General features: G+C 69.2%; 22 protein-coding genes and 1 tRNA gene. 4 read left to right on the plus strand and 19 right to left on the minus strand.

Going from position 1 to position 21,401, the window contains the following annotated elements; translation table 11 throughout:
• Position 1: 1 nt before the first annotated feature.
• The 4 genes from ACVN90_RS10660 to ACVN90_RS10675 all read right to left on the minus strand — a co-directional run bounded on the left by ACVN90_RS10660 (position 2) and on the right by ACVN90_RS10675 (position 4,114).
• Positions 2 to 271 (minus strand): HPr family phosphocarrier protein, encoded by a 270-nt coding sequence (locus ACVN90_RS10660; RefSeq protein WP_116193108.1) that lies wholly within the window; start codon positions 269 to 271, stop codon positions 2 to 4.
• Between the two features lie 63 nt (positions 272 to 334).
• Positions 335 to 2,362 (minus strand): PTS fructose transporter subunit IIABC, encoded by a 2,028-nt coding sequence (locus ACVN90_RS10665; RefSeq protein WP_475098244.1) that lies wholly within the window; start codon positions 2,360 to 2,362, stop codon positions 335 to 337.
• A gap of 34 nt (positions 2,363 to 2,396) precedes the next feature.
• Positions 2,397 to 3,338: a 1-phosphofructokinase gene (gene pfkB, locus ACVN90_RS10670; protein WP_475098245.1), complete on the minus strand. Its 942-nt coding sequence runs from the start codon at positions 3,336 to 3,338 to the stop codon at positions 2,397 to 2,399.
• Positions 3,335 to 4,114 carry a DeoR/GlpR family DNA-binding transcription regulator gene (locus ACVN90_RS10675; protein WP_475098246.1) on the minus strand — a complete coding sequence of 260 codons (780 nt, stop codon included), beginning with the start codon at positions 4,112 to 4,114 and terminating at the stop codon, positions 3,335 to 3,337. The genes pfkB and ACVN90_RS10675 overlap by 4 nt, the downstream gene beginning before the upstream one ends.
• Positions 4,115 to 4,188: 74 nt before the next feature.
• On the opposite strand from ACVN90_RS10675, the gene ACVN90_RS10680 reads away from it, so the two are divergent.
• Positions 4,189 to 5,115 (plus strand): aminoglycoside phosphotransferase family protein, encoded by a 927-nt coding sequence (locus ACVN90_RS10680; RefSeq protein WP_475098247.1) that lies wholly within the window; start codon positions 4,189 to 4,191, stop codon positions 5,113 to 5,115.
• A gap of 77 nt (positions 5,116 to 5,192) precedes the next feature.
• Here the strand turns inward: ACVN90_RS10680 and ACVN90_RS10685 are convergent, their stop codons facing one another.
• Entirely contained in the window at positions 5,193 to 5,717 is a 525-nt protein-coding gene (locus ACVN90_RS10685; RefSeq protein ID WP_475098248.1) for a hypothetical protein, read from the minus strand.
• The gene (locus ACVN90_RS10690; RefSeq protein WP_475098249.1) at positions 5,686 to 6,177 is read right to left on the minus strand and encodes a hypothetical protein; all 492 of its coding nucleotides are present in this window, start codon (positions 6,175 to 6,177) and stop codon (positions 5,686 to 5,688) included. The genes ACVN90_RS10685 and ACVN90_RS10690 overlap by 32 nt, the downstream gene beginning before the upstream one ends.
• Before the next feature lie 271 nt (positions 6,178 to 6,448).
• Here ACVN90_RS10690 and ACVN90_RS10695 point away from each other — a divergent pair, with 271 nt between their 5' ends.
• Positions 6,449 to 7,549 carry a fatty acid desaturase family protein gene (locus ACVN90_RS10695; RefSeq protein ID WP_475098250.1) on the plus strand — a complete coding sequence of 367 codons (1,101 nt, stop codon included), beginning with the start codon at positions 6,449 to 6,451 and terminating at the stop codon, positions 7,547 to 7,549.
• A 33-nt stretch (positions 7,550 to 7,582) separates the two neighbouring features.
• On the opposite strand, the gene ACVN90_RS10700 is transcribed toward ACVN90_RS10695, so the two are convergent.
• Together ACVN90_RS10700 and ACVN90_RS10705 are read right to left on the minus strand one after the other, a co-directional pair.
• A complete protein-coding gene (locus tag ACVN90_RS10700) occupies positions 7,583 to 8,296 on the minus strand; it encodes a GAF and ANTAR domain-containing protein (RefSeq protein WP_475098251.1) in 714 nt (237 codons plus the stop codon).
• A 9-nt stretch (positions 8,297 to 8,305) separates the two neighbouring features.
• A complete protein-coding gene (locus ACVN90_RS10705; RefSeq protein ID WP_475098252.1) occupies positions 8,306 to 9,019 on the minus strand; it encodes a GAF and ANTAR domain-containing protein in 714 nt (237 codons plus the stop codon).
• Positions 9,020 to 9,230: 211 nt separating this feature from the next.
• On the opposite strand from ACVN90_RS10705, the gene ACVN90_RS10710 reads away from it, so the two are divergent.
• Positions 9,231 to 9,371 (plus strand): hypothetical protein, encoded by a 141-nt coding sequence (locus tag ACVN90_RS10710; RefSeq protein WP_475098253.1) that lies wholly within the window; start codon positions 9,231 to 9,233, stop codon positions 9,369 to 9,371.
• A 52-nt stretch (positions 9,372 to 9,423) separates the two neighbouring features.
• Here ACVN90_RS10710 and ACVN90_RS10715 read toward each other — a convergent pair whose 3' ends face one another.
• The 7 genes from ACVN90_RS10715 to ACVN90_RS10745 all read right to left on the minus strand — a co-directional run bounded on the left by ACVN90_RS10715 (position 9,424) and on the right by ACVN90_RS10745 (position 15,819).
• The gene (locus ACVN90_RS10715; protein ID WP_475098254.1) at positions 9,424 to 9,732 is read right to left on the minus strand and encodes a hypothetical protein; all 309 of its coding nucleotides are present in this window, start codon (positions 9,730 to 9,732) and stop codon (positions 9,424 to 9,426) included.
• 644 nt (positions 9,733 to 10,376) lie between these two features.
• Complete coding sequence (locus ACVN90_RS10720; RefSeq protein ID WP_475098255.1) at positions 10,377 to 11,369, minus strand: diacylglycerol/lipid kinase family protein; 993 nt, start codon at positions 11,367 to 11,369, stop codon at positions 10,377 to 10,379.
• A 383-nt stretch (positions 11,370 to 11,752) separates the two neighbouring features.
• Positions 11,753 to 11,950 (minus strand): hypothetical protein, encoded by a 198-nt coding sequence (locus ACVN90_RS10725; RefSeq protein WP_159843640.1) that lies wholly within the window; start codon positions 11,948 to 11,950, stop codon positions 11,753 to 11,755.
• Between the two features lie 519 nt (positions 11,951 to 12,469).
• On the minus strand, positions 12,470 to 13,048 hold the full coding sequence (locus ACVN90_RS10730) for a hypothetical protein (RefSeq protein ID WP_475098256.1): 579 nt from the start codon (positions 13,046 to 13,048) through the stop codon (positions 12,470 to 12,472).
• A 117-nt stretch (positions 13,049 to 13,165) separates the two neighbouring features.
• A tRNA-Gln gene (locus ACVN90_RS10735) sits at positions 13,166 to 13,237 on the minus strand.
• A 69-nt stretch (positions 13,238 to 13,306) separates the two neighbouring features.
• On the minus strand, positions 13,307 to 14,836 hold the full coding sequence (gene gltX / locus ACVN90_RS10740; RefSeq protein ID WP_475098257.1) for a glutamate--tRNA ligase: 1,530 nt from the start codon (positions 14,834 to 14,836) through the stop codon (positions 13,307 to 13,309).
• Between the two features lie 11 nt (positions 14,837 to 14,847).
• On the minus strand, positions 14,848 to 15,819 hold the full coding sequence (locus ACVN90_RS10745; protein ID WP_475098258.1) for a LysR family transcriptional regulator: 972 nt from the start codon (positions 15,817 to 15,819) through the stop codon (positions 14,848 to 14,850).
• A gap of 82 nt (positions 15,820 to 15,901) precedes the next feature.
• Here ACVN90_RS10745 and ACVN90_RS10750 point away from each other — a divergent pair, with 82 nt between their 5' ends.
• Positions 15,902 to 16,969 (plus strand): aminotransferase class V-fold PLP-dependent enzyme, encoded by a 1,068-nt coding sequence (locus tag ACVN90_RS10750; RefSeq protein WP_475098259.1) that lies wholly within the window; start codon positions 15,902 to 15,904, stop codon positions 16,967 to 16,969.
• A gap of 34 nt (positions 16,970 to 17,003) precedes the next feature.
• On the opposite strand, the gene ACVN90_RS10755 is transcribed toward ACVN90_RS10750, so the two are convergent.
• The 4 genes from ACVN90_RS10755 to ACVN90_RS10770 all read right to left on the minus strand — a co-directional run bounded on the left by ACVN90_RS10755 (position 17,004) and on the right by ACVN90_RS10770 (position 21,394).
• Entirely contained in the window at positions 17,004 to 18,302 is a 1,299-nt protein-coding gene (locus tag ACVN90_RS10755) for an MFS transporter (RefSeq protein ID WP_475098260.1), read from the minus strand.
• A complete protein-coding gene (locus tag ACVN90_RS10760) occupies positions 18,295 to 19,062 on the minus strand; it encodes a fumarylacetoacetate hydrolase family protein (protein ID WP_475098261.1) in 768 nt (255 codons plus the stop codon). The genes ACVN90_RS10755 and ACVN90_RS10760 overlap by 8 nt, the downstream gene beginning before the upstream one ends.
• A gap of 112 nt (positions 19,063 to 19,174) precedes the next feature.
• Positions 19,175 to 20,281 (minus strand): branched-chain amino acid aminotransferase, encoded by a 1,107-nt coding sequence (locus ACVN90_RS10765; protein WP_475098262.1) that lies wholly within the window; start codon positions 20,279 to 20,281, stop codon positions 19,175 to 19,177.
• 60 nt (positions 20,282 to 20,341) lie between these two features.
• Positions 20,342 to 21,394 carry a 3-isopropylmalate dehydrogenase gene (locus ACVN90_RS10770; RefSeq protein ID WP_475098263.1) on the minus strand — a complete coding sequence of 351 codons (1,053 nt, stop codon included), beginning with the start codon at positions 21,392 to 21,394 and terminating at the stop codon, positions 20,342 to 20,344.
• Positions 21,395 to 21,401 lie beyond the last annotated feature (7 nt).

Here is a 21,401-nt window from a genome sequence, read left to right on the forward strand (position 1 = left end):
GTTACTGCGCGTCGAGGTCCGTCTCGAGCAGTGCGACCAGGGCGTCGAGCGCCTCATCGGCGCCGTCGCCATCGGCCTTGAGGGTCACGACGGTCCCCTGCGAGGCGCCGAGGCCCATCAGCGACAGGATGCTGCCGGCATTGAGATCGGCACCGCCCTCGACGGCGATCGTGACGGGGACCGGCTGCGCCTGCACGGCCTGCACGAAGAGTTTCGCGGGGCGGGCGTGGAGTCCCGAGCTGCTGGCGATGGTGGCCTGACGTTCTGCCATGGTTCTCTCCTGTCTGTGTCGGACCTCGGCGGTCGACGATTCCGATTCTGGCGGACGATGGCCTCAGGCCGCCACGGGCACGCGTGCTTCGGCCTCGGCGAGCTCCTTCGGGGCGATCCACTTCTTGAGCGCGATCACCGTGAGGGCCGAGACCACCGTTCCGACCGCGAGGGCGATGAGGAAGCCCCAGATCGGGTTGATCGCGAAGAGGACGAAGATGCCGCCGTGGGGCGCCAGCGACTCGACGGCGAACGCCATGCTCAGCGCGCCGGTGACGGCACCGCCCAGCATCATCGAGGGGATGACGCGCAGCGGGTCGGCGGCCGCGAACGGGATGGCACCCTCGCTGATGAATGCCGCACCCAGCAGCCAAGCCGCCTTGCCGTTCTCACGCTCGACCGGCGGGAACATGTTGCGCGCCAGCACGGTCGACGCGAGCGCCATGGCGAGCGGAGGAACCATGCCCGCGGTCATGACGGCCGCCATGATCAGGTACGGCGTGGTGTTCTCCGCCGAGGCGGACGCGAGGCCCGCGACCGCGAACGCGTAGGCGACCTTGTTCACCGGCCCGCCCAGGTCGAAGCACATCATGAGACCGAGGATGACGCCCACCAGGATGATCGCGTCGGTCGCCGCGAGACCGGTGAGCCACGCGTTGAGCCCCTCCATCAGGGTCGCGATGGGGCGGCCGAGGAACAGGATCATGAGCCCCGAGGCGACGATCGACGCCGCGAGCGGGATGATCACGACCGGCATCAGGCCCCGCAGCCAGCGTGGAGCGTTGAGCCGCCCGATCCACCAGGCGACGAATCCGGCGAGCAGACCGCCGACGATGCCGCCGATGAAGCCGGCGTTCATGATGACGGCGACAGCACCTGCGACGAATCCGGGAGCGATGCCGGGACGGTCGGCGATCGCGAACGCGATGTAGCCCGCCAGGGCCGAGACCAGGAAGCCCATCGAGGTCACACCGATCACGAACAGCACCGAGCCGAGGTACTGCGCGAGCCCGCCCGCAGGAAGCGCCCACAGGGCGTTGTCGACGATGACGCCGAACGCCTCGTCGCCGACGTTCACGCCGCCGATGAGGAAGCCGAGGGCGATGAGCAGACCTCCACCCGCGACGAACGGGATCATGTAGCTGACGCCGGTGAGGAGGATCCGCTGGATTCGGGCGCCCCACGACAGGGTCTCGGTCGGAGCCGCCGTGGCGGCGCTCGCCTCTCCGCCCACGCGGGTGGCCGACGGGTCGTTCGCCGCGGCTACGGCCTCGGCGATGAGCTGGTCGGGCTGCTCGATGCCGCGCTTGACGCCCGAGCGGACGACGGGCTTGCCGGCGAACCGCTGCGGCTCCCGCACGTCGACGTCGGTCGCGAAGATGACGGCGTCGGCGCCTCGGATGACGTCGGCGGGAAGCGCCTGGTAGCCGCTGGAGCCCTGCGGCTCGACTCTGAGGTCGATGCCGGCCTTCTTGCCCGCGGCGGTGAGCGCGTCCGCCGCCATGAAGGTGTGCGCGATGCCGGTGGCGCACGATGTCACCGCGACCACACGGGCGGGCCGCCCGTCGACGTCGAGTCCCGCGGCAGCCGGCGTTGCGACCGCGGCAGCCGGCGTTGCGACCGCGGCGGCCGCAGCTTCCCGCTCGCCGATCGCCGCCTGCACGATCGCGACCACGTCGTCGTCGGACTTCGCGGCGCGCAGACCCGAGGTGAAGTCCTCCTGCATGAGGCTCCGCGCGAGCTTCGAGAGCACCGCGAGGTGCGCCTCGGCGGCGTCCGCCGGCGCGGCGATGAGGAACACGAGGTCGGCAGCGCCGTCCGGCGCACCGAAGTCGACGCCGGGCGTCAGGCGGGCGAAGGCGAGGGACGGCGTCGTGACCGCGGCGCTCTTGGCGTGCGGGATCGCGATGCCGCCGGGAAGCCCGGTCTCGTCCTTCTCTTCACGCGCCCACGCGTCGGCGTAGAGCGCTTCGGCGTCGGTCGCGCGACCCTGCGCGACCACGCGTGCGGCGAGGGACCGGATGACGGCGGACTTGTCGGCGCCCAGTGGGACGTCGAGGCTCACCAGGCCTGGGGTGATGGTGTCGGACACGGTGACCTCCTGCGGTCGTTGGGTGGGTTGGTGCTCAGGCGAGGCGCGTGACGGGCACGTCGCCGGTGGGAAGATCTGCGGGGGTCGGCGCTTTCGTGCCGGGAAGGGATGCTGCGGCAGCGCCGTAGCGGACGGCCAGCCGCAGCCGCTCGCCCTGGTCGGCACCGCGTGTCGCGGCGAGCACGTAGCCGGCGAGCGAACTGTCGCCCGCACCTACGGTGCTCACCACCTGGATCGGCGGCGGAGTGGCCGCCCAGGCTCCGTCGGCGTCGACGAGGAGCGCCCCGCGCGAACCCAGCGTGACGAGCGCGGCCCCGACGCGTGCGGGGACGAGCGCCCGCGCGACGTCGAGCACCGATCGCGGGTCGGCGCCGTCGATCGCGACGCCGGCGAGCTCGGCGAGCTCTTCGTCGTTCGGCTTGATGAGGTCGGGCGCGCCGTCGGCGACGACCGCGGCCAGCGCGGGCCCGGACGTGTCGACGGCGATGAACGGGGCGTCCGCGCCGTGCTCCGCGCGCACCGCGGTGATGACGCGCACGTAGAAGTCGTCGGGAACGCCGGGAGGCAGCGAGCCCGCCAGCACCAGCCAACGGGCGTCGACGGATGCTGCGACCACCGCGTCGACGACCGCGGAGACCTCGTCGCGCGACAGCTCGGCACCCGGCAGGTTCAGCTTCGTCGTGACGCCGGCGGGGTCGGTGATCGCGATGTTCGCGCGGACGTTCCCCCGGATCGGCACTCGACGCGCGTCGACCTCGGCCGCACGCAGCGCGGCGTCGAACGGGTCTCCCGGCGCGAGCGGCAGCACCGCGGCGCAGTCCTCGCCGGCCGCCGTGATCGCGCGGGCGACGTTGATGCCTTTTCCGCCCGCGTCCTCGCGCGTGGACGAGGCGCTCTGCACGTCGCCGACCTGCAGCGGCGCGGGGAGCATCACCGTGCGGTCGAGGGACGGGTTGGCGGTGAGTGTCACGATCATGCGAGCCAGACCTCCACGTCGGCGTCCGAGAGGGCGGACGCGAGTTCTGCGTCGGGTGCGGCATCCGTCACCAGCACGTCGATGTCGGCCAGCGGCGCGAAGCCGACGAGCAGCTCTGCGCCGAGCTTCTCGGCGTCGGCCACGACGACCACGCGCCGCGCCGACGCGACGATCGCGCGCTTGACCGCGGCTTCGTCGGGGTCGGGCGTGCTGAGGCCGAACCTCGCGGAGACGCCGTTGGTGCCGATGAAGGCGACGTCGGGACGCAGGGCGCCGATCGCGCGGACGGTGTCGGCGCCGACGGCCGCGGCGGTGAGACCGCGCACCCGCCCTCCGACCAGCGAGAGCGAGGCGCCGGGAACGCCGGCGAGCGTGTGGCCGAGGGTGAGCGAATGCGTGACGACCTCGATGCGGGCCGTCGAGAGGCGCGGAATCAGTGCGGAGGCGACGGCCGCGGTGGTCGTGCCGGCGTCGAGGAAGACCGACCCCGTGAAGTCGGCGCCGAGGGCATCGAGGGCCCGCACGCCGATCGCGGCCTTGGCGCCGCCGTGGTGTTCGAGACGCTCGGCGAGCGAGGGCTCTCGTGTGCTGGCACGCTCCCGGCCTACCGCTCCCCCGTGAACGCGGCGCAACGCGCCGGCCGACTCGAGGTGGTCGAGGTCACGGCGGATGGTTTCGGTCGTGACGTCGAACCGCTCGGCGAGCTCGACGACGCTCACCCGGCTGCGTTCAGACAACAGGAGCTCGATCTGCTCGTGGCGCTCCGTCGCGTACATGTGGGACAACCTCCGTTGGATACCCACACAATACAACACAATCCCACATGAACACAACAGGGTATCTTCGGACAATGCCCGACAAGCCCACCGCCGAGGTTTCCATCGACGCCCGGCTCATCCGCGATCTGCTCGCCGCGCAGGCGGGGGCGGCGATCCCGGGCGCCGCGGACCTGCCGCTCGAGAAGGTCGCCGAAGGCTGGGACAGCGAAGTCTGGCGACTGGGCGACGAGTACGCGGTGCGTCTCCCCCGTCGTGCGCTCGCCGCGCCGCTCGTGCTGCATGAGCAGTCGGTACTTCCGGGCGTCGCCGAGCGACTCGCGCGGGTCGGCGTGCGCGTTCCCGCCCCGGTGATCGACGGCGTAGCCGGCCATGGCTACCCCTGGGCCTGGTCGGTGGTGCCCTGGGTCGACGGCATCAGCGCCATCGAGCAGTCGCGTGCCGAGCGCGGCGCATGGGCGGGCACCCTGGCACGCGCTCTCGACGGACTTCACGTCGACGCCCCGGCGGACCACCCGATCAACCCGTTCCGCGGAAACCCGCTCGCCACACGCGCAGAGGCCGTGGAGGAGCGGCTGCGCACGCTGGAAACGGCCGCGACCCTCGATGCACGATCCTTGAGCGCTCTGGGCGCCGTCTGGCAGGCAGGGCTGTCAGCTACCCCTTGGGGCCGGACCCCGGTGTGGATCCATGGCGACCTCCACCCGGGCAACCTCGTCTGTCGCGCCGGCGCGCTGGCGGGGATCATCGACTTCGGAGACGTCACCGCCGGGGATCCCGCGTACGACCTGGCCGTCGCATGGCTGGCGTTCGACGCCGCAGGGCGCGAGCGCTTCATCAGCGCGGCCGGTCCGCGCTACGACGCCGACGTCTGGGTGCGAGCACACGCATGGGCGGTCGCCGTCGTGCTGATGCTGCTCGCCCACAGCGACGACAACCCCGCTTACTTCGCGCTCGGACGGGATGCCGCTGCCGAGGTGATCGCCGACGCCGCGGGTTGAGGCATCCGTCCCCGAATAGCGAGAACCCGCGCTCAGCGGGGGTTCCCTCGGGCGAACCTTTGCCGGTCGCTCCCTCCCTATGTCTCCATTCGTTCGGCGGTGTCCGTCATGTCCGCCGCCTCCCCTCCGACGAACCCGTGGAGCGCGCTCCGCGTGGGCAGATCGACCCAGAGTCGGATGCTTCCGGACTTCACTCCGGCACCGTTGACGATTGCGGCGCCTCCGATCCGGTCGAGGAACGGCCGCACCTCCTCCGCCACATCCGTCGGCAGATAGCCCACACCGCGCCCGTTGGAGAACACGGCGATGTTGACCGACCCTCGCGAGCTGTCAGGCTCGTGCCGAAGGACGTACGCGCGACGCTCACGCCCCTGACGCTCGCGATCGTTGACGAGGTAGTGCGTCCGCTCCAGTGCGACGGACCGCGACGATAACCGTCGCAGGTCTGGCAGGTCATCGTGACGCCGGACACGCCCCGTGACCGCATAGACAAGTTCTTCCCACCATGCGGACATGAGCGCCTCTCTTCGGGCCGGCAATTGCAAACGCGCTGACGTGCAGGTGCTCAGTTCAGGCGTGGACTCGGCCATCATCAGGCGCATGCGCCTGCGTGTTCCCCGTGGTCCTGAACGCCACCGACGCCGCCAGTGCTGTCACCGCCGTCGCGCGTTCATGCTCACTGGCGGTTGCGTCGGCGAAGCGGGCGGCAGCCGTCTCCCGTGCCGTGCGAACGACCGCGCTGATTTCGGCGAGCCGATCAGCGAGCACACTCGCCAGCCCATCCCGCAACTCTTCCAGGTTCGTATTCGCGATCTCCAAGCGGCGATCGGAGACTGTCACCTCAACAGTGGGGTATCCCGACTTGGTGAGACAGTCGCGAGTCTCATCGCCAAGGATCGCCGTCACCTCTTCCCGCTCGGGACGGCGACTGAATACCGCCTCCACCGTGTAACGATCGGGGGCATCCTCTGTCATCAGCGCTGCAGGCAACGAGCTCACCAGCACCGATCCCAGGCCCAGCGTCGCGGCGTCTCCACCGCTCGTTCGTGCCTGCGTCTTCATGACCTGACGGTACGCCTCCAACATGTGCGCCTCACAGGTTGCGCGAACCTCGCGCGCGTCACCGGCCGCGACGAATGCGGCTGCGCCAATCCCGCGACTCTCAGTCGCTGCCCGCGGGCGCCTGCGATCTTGCCGCTTACCGCCTTCCTGTGCGTTCACCGTGACGCCGCGAGAAGCGGCGTTTCACGGGGATACTCTGAGAACAGATGGCCCGGACTTCGTCATTGATGCGACACGATCTGTGCGCGCTTCACATGACAGGAGCACCAAGATGACCGTCTCTCCTTCCGGATCGATCGCAGCATCCGTGCGGTCCGCGACGCCGAAGGCGCCGAACCGCTACACGGAACTGTCCCAGATCGTGACCCGAAGCGGCCTCATGCGTCGTCGTTACGGCTATTACTGGACGAAGCTCCTCGCGGCCCCCATCGCCATCGCGGGTGTGCTCACCGGCCTTATCCTCATCGGCGACACCTGGTGGCAGCTGGTGACGGCGACCGTGCTGGCCGTCGTTCTCACGCAGGTTGCCATGCTCGGGCACGACGCTGCCCACCGGCAGATCTTCCGCTCCGGTCGGTGGAACGACTGGACCACGTTGGTGATCGGAAATCTCCTCGTCGGAATGAGCTACGGGTGGTGGCAGCACAAGCACACGCGACATCACGCCAACCCGAACAAGATCGGCAGCGATCCCGACATCGAACTACCCGTCATCGCGTTCACCCCGGAGCAGGCGGACCGTCGGCGCGCCAGCCGAAGCGGACCACTGCGCTGGCTCATCGCACACCAGGGGGTGCTGTTCTTCCCGATCCTGCTGCTGGAAGGTCTCTCGCTGCACGCATCGAGCGTGCGTCGCGTGTTCTCACGAGAACCGCTGCGTCGCCGTCCGATCGAGATCGCCTTTCTCACCGTCCGGATCGTCGGGTTGGTCGTGCTGGTGTTCTTGGTGCTTTCGCCCGGGATCGCCCTCGCCTTCATCGGCGTTCACCTCGGGGTGTTCGGCGTCTACATGGGCATGGTGTTCGCACCGAACCACAAGGGGATGCCACTCGTCCCGGCCGACCAGAAGGTGGACTTCCTCCGTCGTCAGGTTCTGATGAGCCGGAACATCCGAGGCAACCGACTGTTGGACACGGTCATGGGAGGTCTCAACTACCAGATCGAGCATCACCTGTTCCCGTCTATGCCCCGACCGCACCTCCGCGAGGCGTCGGCGACGATCCGCGCCTACTGCCAGGAGCACGGCGTCGCATACACCGAGACGGGTCTCTGGCAGTCCTACGGAATCGTCGTCCGCTACATCAACAGGGTCGGGCTCGGCGAACGCGACCCCTTCGAGTGTCCGCTGCTCCAGCAGCGGCAAACCCTTTAGCCGGATCCCGCCAGCGGGCGGCGCCGGGCGCGGTCACAGGAGCAGTCGCCCCGCGATGATGTCGGCGGCGATGACGCCGATTCGCGCCTGCGTCGAGCGCGCATGACTCCGGATCCGCGCGAACGCCTCATCCATGTCGATGTTCTGTCGCTGAGCGAGATATCCCTTGGCCTGCTCGATCACCACCCGGCTGTCCAGCGCCCGCTGGAGCTGCGCCTGCGCGAGTTCGGACTCCTCGACCAGCCGCTGCTGCAGGATGCTGATCGTGGCGATGTCCGCCAGCGCCCGGGCGGCGGCGGCATCGGCTGCATTGAGCGCGCCCGGTTCATCCCTCAAGAGGTTCAAAGATCCGAGCGTCGAGTCGCGCAAGCGCAACGGAATCGCGTGAATCGATGAGAATCCGGAGGCGCGGGCATCGGCCGCGAAAGCGGGCCAGCGGTCAGCGATCGCCTCGATGTCGTCGACGGAGACCACCTCCCCGGTCGTCGCAGCCTCAACACATGGACCCGCCCCCGCCCTCAGCTGCATCAGCTCCACGAGCTCGCTCCGCTCGCTCGTCGAGACGATTACCTCGAGTTCATCCGACGGACCGAGAAGGAGGATGCCGGCCGCCGCGGCATCGAACAGCGAGATGCACTCGTCAACGAGTCGCTGGAGGAGGTCGACGACGTCGAAGTCGTCGACGAGAGAGTCAGCCAGGGCGACGAAGATCTCCAGCAGCTGAAGCTCGCGGGTCGGCGCCGTCATGACGTCATCCTAGGCGGAGTCCTCCCACAGGCCGAGGTCGAGGGTGCGGGCGATCACGTCCGTAGCGACGTCGCGGACCGGGCGCCCCGTCGCGTAGGCGTGGCCCCGGAGGAGCATGAGAGCATCGTCCACATCGATCCCGTTCCTGGCCGCGACCATGCCGGTCGCCTGGTGCACCTCCCGACGCGAATAAGGCTCGTCTGGCGCCTCAGCCCCCACGACCTCGAGACGATCCAATGCCCGGCGCAGAAGAGTGCCCGAGACGATCGCGGCGAGCTGGCTCATCCCTGCAACGTCGGCGCCGGACAGCTCGCGCGCGGCCGCCGAGTAGAGCGCGATCGACCCGATGCTCAGTTTCCCGACGAAGAGGGGGAAGGCATAGAGCGATGTCACTTCCAGTTCTCGGAGAGCCGCCCAGGCTCCCGGCCAGCATGCCCCACCGTTCGCTCGTAGGTCGACTGCCGCGACGGGGCGCCGGGTACGAAGCGCCTCCCACGAGGGACCCTCGCCGAGGTCGATCTGGATCTCGTCGATCCGGGCGCCGAGCGTGGAGCTGGCGCATACCGTCTGCGAACCCATCGGCGAACCCAGAGTGGAGACCACCGCACCAGGCATCGCGACCGCCGCGCGCAGCGGCGAGCACAGATCTTCGCTCTCCGCGGCGGCGAGTATGGCGGCCGCGATTGAGAAGGCATCAGGTGGTCGTTCGTAGCCGGCTGTCATGGACATCGCTTCCCGCCGTTCGCATCGGAATGAGCGGGCGCTGGGTCCGGGTGCCCTCGTGGTGATGGTACACGCCTCGCTTCCACACGAGCGGGGACTTGCGTGTCCCGCGGAGTGCGGCGATGGACGCCCGGCGCCAGACCGTAAGCACGGTTGCCCCGTCCAGTCCTGTACCGAGCGTGCGACGTCGTTCGGCGGACGGACTTCCGAGGTGACCGCGACGATGATCGTCGCTGCCCTGCATCTCGCAGCCGCGTCGGGCACCGTGCTGGTCGACCGGCTGCTGACCCGCGGCCTAATGGTGGTCGCCCGCAGCCCTGATGAGCGTCGCAAGAAGAGACCGTCTTGTTGACGACACTGTGAACCCCGACGATACAGCGCGTGCCGTTTCGTTCGGCTGAGAACTAAACCCTCTTCGTTTTCGCGGCCTGCATCGATAGACCGACCTCGATCAGATATGTGAGGGGTAGTGGACCGAAAACGTCCACAGTCTCGCCGCCAAGCTGCCGTGGGAAGGCAACTACCAATTCGATACCCGGCCGACGCATGTTGCCGATCAGATAGTCAACGTCGCGAATGCGCTTGAGCCGACCGCTCACTCGGGGCCGCGAGCTGGGGTCGTTCGGAGGACGCGTGAACGTGACGCGGTGGTTGATATCGAAGTCGTCGAGATCCCCCACGGTGCACGACCGGGCGCGCGATGACTGTTCCATGTCTCCTCGTTTCATTCTTTCCGCCGGGGACGCGTCGTATGGGCCAACGCGGGCGAAGGTTAGTGTTCGGCCGACGAGCTGCCCTCCTGCGTACAGGCGACTGGAGAGATGGCAACAGCGGACGCTGAATGCATCAGGGCCGGCGTGGGCACGTCGATCGACCGGTGCGCGCGCTGCCGCACTCTGCTACTAAGGCGATCTGGTGTTTCGGCGCGATGCCGGGTCGGCGGTCGAATACGGAACCGCGCTCCGTTCCCACGCCACCAGGGTGGTGGACCGCAGACAAGACTCTCGACCGCCGGAGACGATCTGAAGTGGCACGGTCCGCACTCATCTCAGAATTCCTCGGCCGCCGGCCAGTTGTCGTGCGTGAAGTCAGCGGGGCCGAACGGGTCGGATCCTTCATCATCCGGCACCAGAGTTCGTGGCCGCTCTCGGGAGGCGATGGACGTATTCTCCGATGGTCAACTCGATCGCGTACACGTGTCTCCGATCCGTTTGAGCATACGCCCGCCTCGCCGCGGTCGCCGTGGGGCTTGCACAATGTGAGGAAGCGTGCGCCGGCCCAAGTGGCCCGGATGGTGGGCACGTTGCGACCCACCATGGCGGACACGAACGAAACCGCCGAAGATGACTGCTCGCGTTCACTCCGCGCGGGCGACGCTGCGAACCTGCAGTGCGCCGGGCCTGACGCTGATCCGTACTCGGCTGGCGTGACCGAAGCTGTCGCCGTCGAGTTCGACGACGTGGGGAGCTTCGAATCGCCCTTCGAAATGTCTGCCCTGCACATAGGCCAGCGCGTGCAGATCCGGTGATCGTGCGAGGAGACGCCGAGTGAGCAGGGAGCGGCGCGCCGCGTTCTGGAGCGTGAGTCGAGTTCCGATCTGCGCCCATCCGAAGCGACCCGCTGGGCGCATGATGACGACATCCAGAAGCCCGTCGTCGATCACCGCCGCAGGAATCAGGAGCATGTTCCCAGTGAGGGTGCCGCAGTTGCCGACGATGATCGTGTGCGCTCTAGTAGACCTGGTCCGCCCTCTGTCGACTCGGTACGTGAGGTGGAATAGCCGGTTGGCGATGATCGACCTCGCAATCGGTGTGACGTACGCGAACCAGCCGAGACGCTGCTTCGCGATCGCGCTCGTGTTCTGCGCCATCTGAGCGTCGAGCCCGATGCCCGCCATCACCATGAAGACGTGAGTGCGCCGAACGTTTTCCTCATCTTGAAGTTCGGCGACGCCGACGTCGACCGAGCGATCGAGCCCGGTGAAGGCCACCGAGACGTTGGCGGCGATGTCGTTGAGCGACACTCCGAGGTCGCGCGCCAGCAGATTGCCCGTGCCGGAGGGAACCAGTGCGACAGGAATACCGGTGCCGGCCAGCACTTCGGCCACTGCGCGGACAGTGCCGTCTCCGCCGGCGACGATGACGACGGCCGGCTTGGCACCTGCAGCCTCTCCTGCGGCTGTCCGCCCGGAATCATGGCTGCTCGTCGCATACCAACGGGTTGGACCCCACGCGCAGCGACTTTCACGTTCGGCGACGGCCGCGCGAATCCGGTCCAGAGGCGCCTTCGCCGGGTTGTAGATGACGGCCGCGTGCGGCTGCGCGCTGCTCAAGTTTGCCAATGCGCTCATCGCCGACTTCGGCCCGCATCGCGCCGAGCAGCCGCGCGGTCAGTATCCGTGACCGACGACGCCGCTGGGGCGCCCGACGCAGCATGTGCACCGCGTGCTCGAGTCCGCGCCGCCATGACCCGTACGATACGCCGGAATGGCGATCGGCTCCCGGTGCCGACGAACGCGGACTCATCACCAAGGCATCTCGTCGTCATAACGTAAGTGTGGTCACCGATGATCAGTTCCGTCGGGTGCACGGCGTGACCCATCCGTCCTCTTCCGTGCCACGGTAGATCGCCTGTCCCGGGCTAACCTCGGGACCGGCAGGCCTCTAGGAAGTTTGAGCATCCCGATGGGCCGGTCATCCGGACTGAGCTCCGTTAGTGCCGGGGTGCAATTCTCTAGAGGCGTCTCACATAGATTGCAACGCCCTCCGCATCCTCGATGTCGAGGCGGTATTCCTCGCCGCGGAACCACGCGGCGGTGGGGACTGATCCGTCGGATTCCCGGTCGAGGATTTCGATGCCGACAGTGACGCGGCGGCGGCCGCCGGTAACCACCTCGTCGAATCTGGCCTTGCACACGTTCGGCGGTTCCATCCACCGAGCGTACGCCGCAGTCGCAGGGCAAGGCTCGAGCGCGAATGGTCCGCAGTGATCGCCGACGTTCGAGTGGCGACGCGCTCCGTTCCTGAGAGCGTGCACATGTGAAGGCCCTACTGTCACAAGATGAGCAGCGGATCCGATCAGCCGTACGACCAGACGCTGGACGAACGTAGGGCCGCTCGCGACAAGCGATGGGCGGAGGCCAGAGCGGAGGATTGGCACGCGGACAGATCGATACCTCCAACCCTGCTTCAGCCCCGCGTGAAGGAACGCCTCCGCTCGCTGAAACCAACCGACATCCCATCGCGCCCGCCCGGCGATGATCCACAGAATCCACCCGATTCTGCATAGGCATCCGTCCCACGAAAACTGTCCGCGCTCGGCTTGGACGCGCCGCTGGCTCGGAGCGATCTATCCAAAAGGCGCGTGCGCGCCGTCCGTGGGCCACGCCGGGAGGCCGGCGGTGCCGGGTGGCTGTACAGGTGCGCAGCAGCCGCTCGCAGTTGCTCACGCTCATCGGCCGGCCCGTCTTTGTCGGGGAAGGAACGCGTCCTCCCCCGGCCCCGCGAGCACAGCCGGTTGCGGATGGCCGCGGCCGCCACAGCCGGCAGCGCGATGCGTCGCCGTTGCCGAGCACGCTTCGGCGCATCCTCGCGGTGCAGCCCCTGCTTCTTGGTGCTCACGATCGTCCCGTCGACGAGCACGGTCGGCGGCGAGGCGGGGTCTGGCACCACCGGTCGCCCGCCAACTGTGCATGAGATCCCGGATCGCGGCGACCTGCTCCGGCGTGAGAACGTAGGTCTTCTCCGGCATCGGCAGCCGCTGCACGTCACGGACGGGATTGCGGGGGATCGCGTCATCCCGCTCCGCGTAACCGCAGATCAGTCCGAGTACCGCTCGGGCCTTGCGCGCCTTCGAGAGTGAGCCGTCACGCATGATGCTCTGGATGATCCGATCGCACCGACCCACCGTGAGCCGTTCGAGGGTGACGGCGCCGCACACCGGCTTCAGGACGAGCCGCACCGCGGACTCGTAGGACTCGAGCGTCGAGTGCGCGAGGCTTCCCGCATTCGCGCGCGCGTTTGCCTGCACGAGCTACGCATCCGCGGCGTCGGCGAGCGTCGTTTCTGGTCCCGGACCCGGTCAGACGGGAGAAAGGGCCTCTAAACGAGAGCTGGATTCTGCTGCGGAATCCTGCGAAAACTACTGCTGGGGTACCTGGACTCGAACCAAGAACAACTGAACCAGAATCAGCCGTGTTGCCAATTACACCATACCCCAAGGCTGTCAGCCGAAGCCGTGCCGAGGATAGAGTCTACGCGACGCCGGCACGTGCTCCAAACCGAGCCGTCACCCGCGCGCGTCGAGCAGTGCTCCGAGGCGGCGGATCGACTCGGACTTGCCGAGCAGCTCCATCGACTCGAACAGCGGCGGCGACACGCGGCGGCCGCTCAGCGCGACCCGCAGCGGTCCATACGCGACGCGGGGCTTGAGGCCGAGCCCGCCCTCCTCCACCGGCGAGATGAGAGCACCGGCGAGGGCGTCCTGCACGGCGGCGGCGGTGAACTCGGTGTCGGGCACCAGCTCGAGCGCGCCGACCGAGGCGACCAGCACTTCGCTCGCGTTCGCCGGCAGCGACGCCAGGGCGTCGTCCTGATAGCCGACGGTGTCGGAGAACAGGAAGCCGAGCAGGCCCGGCGCGTCTCCGAGCAGCTGCATGCGCTCCTGCACGAGCGGGGCGGCGGCGACGAGCATGGCCTGCTGCGCCGGGGTCGGGTCCTCGTCGACCACTCCGGCAGCGGCCAGATACGGCACCAGACGGTCGGCGAAGTCGCCGGGCCGCAGCATCCGGATGTGGTCGCCGTTGATGGACTCGGCCTTCTTCTGGTCGAAGCGTGCCGGGTTCGGGTTCACGTCGACGATGTCGAAGGCCGCCACGAGCTCCTCGAGTGAGAAGACGTCGCGGTCGGGGCCGATCGACCAGCCGAGGAGCGCGAGGTAGTTGAGCAGGCCCTCGTGGATGAAGCCCTTGTCGCGCTGCAGGAAGAGATCGGCCTTCGGGTCGCGCTTGGAGAGCTTCTTGTTGCCCTCCTCGCCCAGCACGAGCGGCATGTGCGCGAAGCGCGGGATGAACGTCGTGACGCCCGCATCGACCAGCGCGCTGTACAGCGCCAGCTGGCGGGCGGTCGAGGGCATGAGGTCCTCGCCGCGGATCACGTGGGTGATGCCCATGAGCGCGTCGTCGACGGGGTTCACGAACGGGTACAGCGGCACGCCACCCGCGCGCACGAGCACGAAGTCGGGGAACGAGCCCGCCGGGAAGGTCACCTCGCCGCGGATGAGGTCGACGTAGGTGAGGTCCTCGTCGGGGACGCGCAGGCGCCACGCAGGCTCGCGACCTTCGCCGCGGAACGCGGCCTTCTGCTCGGCGGTCAGGTCGCGGTCGAAGTTGTCATACCCGAGCTGCTTCGCGCGGCCGTTCGCCTCGTTGCGGGCGTCGATCTCTTCGGGCGTCGAGTAGCTCTCGTACACCGCGCCTGCGGCGACGAGCTTGTCGAGCACCTCGCGGTAGATGTGGTGGCGCCGCGACTGCCGGTACGGCGCGTGCGGACCGCCGACCTCGACACCCTCGTCCCAGTCGATCTTGAGCCAGCGCAGGGCGTCCAGAAGCTGGTGGTAGCTCTCCTCGCTGTCGCGCGCCGCGTCGGTGTCTTCGATGCGGAACACCAGCTTGCCGCCGGTGTGACGCGCATACGCCCAGTTGAAGAGCACCGTGCGGATGAGTCCGACGTGCGGAAGACCGGTCGGCGAGGGGCAGAACCGGACGCGGACGTCGGTGCCGGTGGCGGTCGTGGTGCGGGGGTCAGGCGAAGAAGACATCGCCGGTAAGTCTAGTTGCGGGATGCTGCGGCGCCCGGCTGGCCCGCGGGCTCCGCGATGAGCCGCGCGAGGGCTTCGAGCGTCGCCCGCACGGCCGGCACGCGGTCTGCGCCGCGCGCCGTGACGGTGTGGATGCGGCGCTGCTCACCCGCCGGCAACGGCACCACGGCGACTCCGGGCAGCTGCGGGAAGGACTCGACGGCCATGCGCGGCAGCGTCGCGACGCCGATCCCCTGCGCGACGAGCCCTTCGACGGCGACGAAGTTGTCGGTCTCGAACGCGATCCGCGGCGCGAACCCGGCGCGCCCGCACAGCTCGAGCAGATGGCCCCGGCAGCGCGGACAGCCGGCGATCCAGTCGTCGTCGGCGAGAGTGGCGACGTCGATCGTGTCGTCCGACGCCGCGGGGTGCCCGGTGGGCAGCACTGCGAGCAGCTCGTCGGCGCCGACCGTGTGAACCGCCAGCCCGCGGGCGCTCGAGCCGTGCGGGTCGTCGCGGTCTCCGGGGTAACTGAACGTCAGGGCGATGTCGGTGCGATCCTCGCGCACCGCCTCGACGGCCTCGGGCGGCTCGGCCTCGACGTAGGTGAGGGAGATTCCCGGATGCCGCAGCGCGAGGTCCGCGAGCAGGCGCGGCACGATCGTGGGCGAGGCGGAAGGGAAGCCGACCAGCCGCACGCGCGCGGCGCGCAGACCGCGGAGCTCCGCGAGCTCGCCGGCGGCAGCATCCAGAGCCGTCGTCACGGCCGGAGCATGCCTCGCGAGGATACGGCCCGCGTCGGTGAGGCGAACGCTTCTCCCGACTCGCTCGACGATCGCCACCCCGAGACGCTGTTCGAGCCGCTTGAGCTGCTGGCTCACCGCAGGCTGGCTGTAGCCCAGCGCGAGGGCGGCGCCCGTGATGGACCCTTCGTCCGCGATCGCCTTCACGACGCGGAGCTCGCGCGCGTCGAAGCCCGGGTCGTCGTCCCACGCATCGGTCATGGCTGAATCATAAGTGATTGTTATGTCCAGCATGGGACACCTGTCGTAGACATGAGCAATTGCGACCATCCACCCTGGATGCATGCCCGCGATCGCTCCTTCCTCCGCTCTCGAGGCCGCCCGGCGCGAATTCGCCGGCGGCCGTGACTACCTCGCGGCGTGCACGGTGGGATTGCCGAGCCGCGCCACCCGCCGCGCGGTGCTGGCCGACCTCGATGCCTCCGCCTCCGGGCGCCCCGACCTCGCTGCGTACTGCGCGGCGGTCGAACGCTCGCGGGCGCTGTTCGCGTCGCTCGTCGGAGTCGGCGCAGAGCGGGTCGCGATCGGCTCGCAGACCTCGGTCGCCGCGGGGATGGTGGCTTCCGCGCTCCCCCACGGCGCCGAGGTGCTGGTCCCCGAGGGCGAGTTCTCGTCGCTCGTGCTGCCGTTCGTCCACTCCGGACGCGGGCTCGCCGTGCGCACGGCCCCGCTCGCCGACCTGGCCGCGCACGTGCGTCCGACCACGGCGCTCGTCGCGTTCTCCGTCGTGCAGTCGGCGACGGGCGAGGTGGCGGATGCCGCGGCCATCGTCGAGGCGGCCGCAGCGAACGACGCGCTCACGCTGTGCGACGCGACTCAAGCCGTCGGATGGCTGCGGGTCGAGGCATCCGTCTTCGATGCCCTCGTGTGCCACGCGTACAAGTGGCTGTGCGCGCCGCGGGGTGTGTCGTTCCTGACCGTGTCGGACCGGCTCGCCGCGCGCATGACGCCGCTCAACGCCGGCTGGTACGCCGGCGACGACCCCTGGGCGTCGTGCTATGGCGGGGAGGCCGAGCTCGCACCCGACGCGCGCCGCTTCGATGTGTCGCCGGCCTGGCAGGCCTTCATCGGCGCAGCGCCCGCGCTCGAGTTGTTCGCCTCGCTGGACCCTGGAGAGCTCTACACGCACGCCACCGCGCTGGCCACGGCGTTCCGGGTCGGGCTCGGCCTCGCACAGCCCGAGCGTGCGTCGGCGATCGTCACGTGGGACGACCCCGAGGGGTGCGATCTCGCGCGGCTCACCGCCGCGGGGATCACGTCATCCGGGCGGTCGGGTCGCGCTCGCGTGGCGTTCCACCTCTTCAACGACCAGGGCGACGTCGACCTCGCGCTCGCTGCGCTGGGCCACTGATCCCACATTGTCCAGACTCGGTTCGAGTCTCGCGTCAGGCGCCCGGCGCTTCTGGCACGCTCGCGGCGGACGCGCGCCAACCGAGCGGCGAGAGCAGCACCGAGGCGACGACGAGAACCAGCACGACGAGGGCGAGCCCGCCGTAGCCGATCCAGCCGAGCAGCGCGCCGGCGACGATCGCGCCGACGCCGCCGACGATGCTCATCGTGAAGTCGCTGAACCCCTGGCGGCGGGTGCGCAACTCCTCCGACGAGGACTCGGTGAGCAGCGTGGACCCGGCGACCGTGGTGGCGCTCCAGCCGAGCCCGAGGAGGATGAGGGCGACCGTGACCGCCGTGGTCGACGCTTGACCGAAGGACGCCGTCAGGAGCGCTGCGGCGAGCAGCGCCTGTCCGAGGAGGATCGTCGCGACGCGCCCTACCTTGTCGGCGAGGATGCCGAAGACCGGTGAGAGCACGTACATCCCCGCGATGTGGAGGCTGATCGTGAGGCCGATGATCGACAGCGTCGCCGCCTCCGACGCGTCGTGCGTCAGGTGCGCCAGGTGCACGGGCGTCATCGCCATGACCGACACCATCGTGCCGTGGGCGGCCGCCACCGCGAAGATCGCGTAGCGCGCGGCCATGGGTCTGTCCGCTTTCGCGATCATGCGGCTGCCCGCCCTCGCGGCAGCCACGACGCGCTGCGCGAGCAGCAGTGGATCGGGTCGCATCGCGACGAGGTACAGGACGATGGCGAGCCCCTGCGCGACGACCGTGAACAGGTACGCGCCCGTCAGCGGCGGCATCCCGATCGCCCCGCCGATCAGCTCGCCGGGACCGGTGAGGTTCGGGCCGAGAACGGCGCCGACGGTGGTCGCCCACACGACGATCGACAGGTCGCGTCCGCGCGAGGCGTCCGTCGCCAGGTCCGCCGCGGCGAAGCGGGACTGCAGGTTCGCGGCCTGCCCCGAACCGATGATGAGGAACCCGGCCAGCAGCACCGGGAAGGATCGCAGCGCGACAGCGAGGATGACGAGGGCGACACCGATGAGGGCGACGGCCATGCCCGTGGTGAGCGACAGCCGGCGGCCTCGACGGCGCGCGATCGCCGCAAGCGGCACCGCTGTCAGCGCGGTGCCGAAGGTGACGGCGGCCGCCGCCAGTCCTGACAAGGCGTCCTCGCCCGACAGTTCGGCCGCCAGCACGGCACCCAGCGACAGCGTCGCGCCGAACGCGAGCCCGCCGAGCACCTGCCCGCCCGACAGCACCCAGACGGTGCGCCGCTGGACGCGGGCGATCTCGTCAGCGGTCGGCGCGAGGTCGACCGCTGACGAGGATCCGGTCTCAGGCATCGCGAGCCGGATTGCGGAGCGTCCCGAGCCCGGTGATCTCGACCTCGACGGTGTCGCCCGCGCTGATCTGACCGACCCCGGCCGGGGTGCCCGTGAGGATGACGTCGCCCGGGAGCAGCGTAAAGGCTGCTGACGCGAAGGCGATGACATCGGCGAGCGAGAAGATCATGTCGCTGATCGGCCCCTGCTGGCGGACCTCACCGTTGAGCCGCGTCGTGATGACGGCGGGCCCGTTCACGTCGAAGTCGGTCTCGATGGCGGGACCCAGGGGGCACGACGTGTCGAAGCCCTTGGCACGCGCCCACTGGCCATCGGAGCGCTGCCAGTCGCGCGCCGTGAGGTCGTTGGCGATCGTGTAGCCGAAGACGTAGTCGAGCGCGTTCTCTGCCGAGACGTTCTTGGCGATGCGCCCGATGACGGCGGCCAGTTCACCCTCGAAGCTGATGAAGTCCGATCCCTTGGGCAGCACCACGGCGTCGCCGGGGCCGATCACCGACGTGTTCGGCTTGAAGAACAGCATCGGCGACGCCGGCACGTCGTTGCCCATCTCTGCGGCGTGGTCGCGGTAGTTGCGGCCGACCGCCACGATCTTCGATCGCGGGATGACCGGTGCCAGCAGTGCGACGTCGGCGAGCGGCACGCGCTCCCCCGTGGTGTCGTAGCCGGCGAACATCGGGTCGCCCGCGAGGACGACCAGCTCGCCCTCGTCGACGATCCCGAATCTGATGGCGTCGTTGTGGCTGAAGCGCGCGATCCTCACCCGCTCAGCCTAGCGAGAAGCTCCGACGCCGGCCCGGGGTGCGCGTGCCGGAACGAGGGAGCGGACGGATGCCGCAGCATCCGTCCGCTCCAGAGGTCGTGGTGTGCGCCGCTCAGGCGTCGAGGCGCAGCAGCCAGCCGTGCTTGTCTTCGCGGCGGCCGTACTGGATGTCGGTGAGCTCCTCACGCAGCGACAGCGCGAGCGAGCCGGTCGGCTGCTCGTCGAGGAAGTCCTTGCCCTTGAGCACGCCGATGGGTGTGACCACGGCGGCAGTGCCGCAGGCGAACACCTCGACGATGTCGCCGGACGCGACGCCCTGGCGCCACTCGTCGAACGACACTGCGCGGCCCTCGACCTTGTGGCCGCGGTCGACCGCGAGCTGCAGGATCGAGTCGCGCGTGATGCCCTCGAGGATCGAGTCGGACTGCGGGGTGACGATCGTTCCGTCCTTGTAGACGAACACGACGTTCATGCCGCCGAGCTCCTCGACGTTGCGGTCCTGGTCGAGGAAGACGACCTGGTCGCACTCGTTCTCGTACGCCTCGGACTGCGGCAGCAGGCTCGCCGCGTAGTTGCCGCCGGTCTTGGCCGCGCCCGTGCCGCCCTTGCCGGCGCGCGCGTAGTCCTCGCTGAGCCAGATCGACACCGGCTGCACGCCGCCCTTGAAGTAGGCACCGGCGGGCGAGGCGATCACGTAGTAGCCGACCTTGTGCGCGGGACGCACGCCCAGGAACGCCTCTTTCGCGAACATGAAGGGGCGCAGGTACAGGCTCTGGTCGTCACCGGACGGCACCCAGGCGCCATCGACGGCGATGAGCTCGCGCAGCGACTGGATGAAGTACGAGACCGGAAGCTCGGGCAGCGCGAGGCGTCGCGCGGAGCGCTGCAGGCGGCGGCCGTTCTGGTCAGGACGGAACGTGTGGATCGAGCCGTCCGCGTGGCGGTAGGCCTTGATGCCCTCGAAGATCTCCTGACCGTAGTGCAGGACCGCAGCGGCGGGGTCGAGCGACAGCGGGCCGTACGGCTGGACGCGGGGTCGGTGCCACCCGCCGTTCACGGACCAGCAGATGTCGACCATGTGGTCGGTGAAGCTGGTGCCGAAGCCGGGGTTCGCGAGGATCTCCTCGCGCTGCGCGGTGGTCTTCGCCTGCAGGTTGCGGTTGACGGTGAACTCGAGAGGCGCGAGTCCGGTGTCGGGGTCGGAATCGATGAGGGTCATGACGGCCTGTGCTTTCGTGCGGACGGATCCGCGAGGGTGGAGGCGCTTGCGGGATCCAGGTTACGCCTGGAGTCGGGCGGCGATGGCGTCGCCGATCTGCGCGGTGGTGCGGGATGCCGTTCCCCGGGTCGCGATGTCTTCCTCGACAGCCGTGGTGACGCGCTGTGCCTCGTCGGTGAGCCCGAGGTGGTCGAGCAGCAGTGAGACGGAGAGGATCGCGGCCGTGGGATCGGCCTTCTGCTGTCCTGCGATGTCGGGCGCCGATCCGTGCACGGGTTCGAACATCGAGGGGAACGCGCCGTCGGGGTTGATGTTGCCCGAGGCTGCGAGGCCGATGCCACCGGTGACGGCGCCGGCCAGGTCGGTGAGGATGTCGCCGAAGAGGTTGTCGGTGACGATCACGTCGAAACGACCCGGGTTCGTGACCAGATAGATGGTGGCCGCGTCGACGTGCACATAGTCTACGGTCACGTCGGGGTGCTCCCGCGCCACCTCGTCGACGAGGCGCTTCCAGATGCCGCCCGCGTGCACGAGCACGTTGGTCTTGTGCGCGAGCGTGAGCTTCTTGCGGCGGCGCTCGGCCAGGTCGAACGCGTAACGCACGACGCGCTCCACACCGAAGGCGGTGTTCACCGACGTCTCGTTCGCGACCTCGTGCGGCGTGCCCGTGCGGATCGAGCCGCCGTTGCCGACGTACGGCCCCTCCGTGCCCTCGCGGACGACGACGAAGTCGATGTCACCCGGCTCGGCCAGCGGCCCGGGAACGCCCGGGTACAGCTTCGACGGACGCAGATTGACGTAGTGGTCGAGCTCGAAGCGCAGCTTCAGCAGCAGCCCGCGTTCGATGTTCGCGTTCTTCAGCCGCGGGTCGCCCGGCACTCCCCCGACGGCGCCGAGAAGGATCCCGTCGTGCGCCTTGATCGCGTCGAGGTCCTCGTCGGTCAGCGTGTCACCGGTCTCGAGGAAGCGGCCTGCGCCCAGCGAGTACCGCGTCTTCTCGAATCGGATGCTGCTGCCCGCGGTCGCGGCGTCGAGCACCTTCTCCGCTTCGGCGATGACCTCCGGACCGATGCCGTCACCCGGGATGACGGCAAGCTTCACGACACGCGACATGGTGCTC

The sequence above is a fragment of the Microbacterium sp. F01 genome, assembly GCF_056156365.1.

Coding starts and splice junctions, on each gene's coding strand:
- gltX (WP_475098257.1), bottom strand. CDS start 14,836: ATGTCTTCTTCGCCTGACCCCCGCACCACGACCGCCACCGGCACCGAC.
- ACVN90_RS10720 (WP_475098255.1), bottom strand. CDS start 11,369: ATGAGCGCATTGGCAAACTTGAGCAGCGCGCAGCCGCACGCGGCCGTC.
- ACVN90_RS10755 (WP_475098260.1), bottom strand. CDS start 18,302: ATGCCTGAGACCGGATCCTCGTCAGCGGTCGACCTCGCGCCGACCGCT.
- ACVN90_RS10770 (WP_475098263.1), bottom strand. CDS start 21,394: ATGTCGCGTGTCGTGAAGCTTGCCGTCATCCCGGGTGACGGCATCGGT.
- ACVN90_RS10765 (WP_475098262.1), bottom strand. CDS start 20,281: ATGACCCTCATCGATTCCGACCCCGACACCGGACTCGCGCCTCTCGAG.
- ACVN90_RS10685 (WP_475098248.1), bottom strand. CDS start 5,717: ATGCGCCTGATGATGGCCGAGTCCACGCCTGAACTGAGCACCTGCACG.
- ACVN90_RS10660 (WP_116193108.1), bottom strand. CDS start 271: ATGGCAGAACGTCAGGCCACCATCGCCAGCAGCTCGGGACTCCACGCC.
- ACVN90_RS10715 (WP_475098254.1), bottom strand. CDS start 9,732: ATGGAACAGTCATCGCGCGCCCGGTCGTGCACCGTGGGGGATCTCGAC.
- ACVN90_RS10690 (WP_475098249.1), bottom strand. CDS start 6,177: ATGAAGACGCAGGCACGAACGAGCGGTGGAGACGCCGCGACGCTGGGC.
- ACVN90_RS10705 (WP_475098252.1), bottom strand. CDS start 9,019: ATGACAGCCGGCTACGAACGACCACCTGATGCCTTCTCAATCGCGGCC.
- ACVN90_RS10695 (WP_475098250.1), top strand. CDS start 6,449: ATGACCGTCTCTCCTTCCGGATCGATCGCAGCATCCGTGCGGTCCGCG.
- ACVN90_RS10675 (WP_475098246.1), bottom strand. CDS start 4,114: ATGTACGCGACGGAGCGCCACGAGCAGATCGAGCTCCTGTTGTCTGAA.
- ACVN90_RS10680 (WP_475098247.1), top strand. CDS start 4,189: ATGCCCGACAAGCCCACCGCCGAGGTTTCCATCGACGCCCGGCTCATC.
- pfkB (WP_475098245.1), bottom strand. CDS start 3,338: ATGATCGTGACACTCACCGCCAACCCGTCCCTCGACCGCACGGTGATG.
- ACVN90_RS10745 (WP_475098258.1), bottom strand. CDS start 15,819: ATGACCGATGCGTGGGACGACGACCCGGGCTTCGACGCGCGCGAGCTC.
- ACVN90_RS10725 (WP_159843640.1), bottom strand. CDS start 11,950: ATGGAACCGCCGAACGTGTGCAAGGCCAGATTCGACGAGGTGGTTACC.
- ACVN90_RS10750 (WP_475098259.1), top strand. CDS start 15,902: ATGCCCGCGATCGCTCCTTCCTCCGCTCTCGAGGCCGCCCGGCGCGAA.
- ACVN90_RS10700 (WP_475098251.1), bottom strand. CDS start 8,296: ATGACGGCGCCGACCCGCGAGCTTCAGCTGCTGGAGATCTTCGTCGCC.